Raw genomic sequence first — 241 nt, 5'->3', positions numbered from 1 at the left:
AATAGATCGGCAGTGCCAATGATGCACCGATGTTGATGAACTGCAGACTGAAATAGGTCCATTCCGAAAGCCGTACGGACGATTGCGCAAAGACGCCCAGATCAAACAACCGTGTTTTACCGTGCTGATTTAACCAGACAAAACCGCCAAATAGAATCAAGCCCAGCAATAAGAGCAGCCAGCATGAACTCGTCCAGCCTGATTTGCCAAACCTAGCAACACCGGTGACGAGGCTGAACAG

1 protein-coding gene is annotated in these 241 nt (G+C 49.4%); it reads right to left on the bottom strand.

Features of this window, described 5'->3' with window-relative positions; translation table 11 throughout:
• Positions 1–241, bottom strand: a 241-nt coding sequence (locus LI126_RS15065; protein WP_227165721.1) for a hypothetical protein, incomplete at both ends; no start/stop codon positions are given.

The organism is Mediterraneibacter sp. 210702-DFI.5.30 (genome assembly GCF_020560115.1).
GTDB classification, from domain to species: Bacteria; Bacillota; Clostridia; order Lachnospirales; family Lachnospiraceae; genus Mediterraneibacter; species Mediterraneibacter faecis.
The sequence above is the reverse complement of the archived record's forward strand: the minus strand, read 5'-3'. Positions and strand labels throughout refer to the sequence as shown.